We start from the raw sequence: 238 nt of genomic DNA on the forward strand, positions 1-238 counted from the left end.
CTTAGTTCTTACCGCCATAGCCCTTATAAGTAGCGTAAACTGCATCTGCATATTGATTGGCCAGAATAGGACGGCCATAAGAGTCTGTAGCTCCCGGATACCAGTTATCTCCTCCGTTATAGTGTAATAAGCCATTATATATGTTGCCGAATCTAGTAATCTTTTCATTTAAAATCAGTCCGCCCAAGCATACCTGATCTTGTTCACTGCCGTGATTATAAGCACGGCCAAATTTTGA

Annotated in this window: 1 pseudogene; it reads right to left on the reverse strand. The window is 41.6% G+C overall.

Annotation, left to right across the window (positions count from 1 at the left end):
* Nucleotide 1: 1 nt before the first annotated feature.
* Nucleotides 2-238 (reverse strand): annotated as a pseudogene (locus tag LCF57_RS18920) (sugar-binding protein); the annotation flags it as partial.

The organism is Paenibacillus sp. BJ-4, from assembly GCF_020404765.1.
GTDB lineage: Bacteria > Bacillota > Bacilli > Paenibacillales > Paenibacillaceae > Paenibacillus.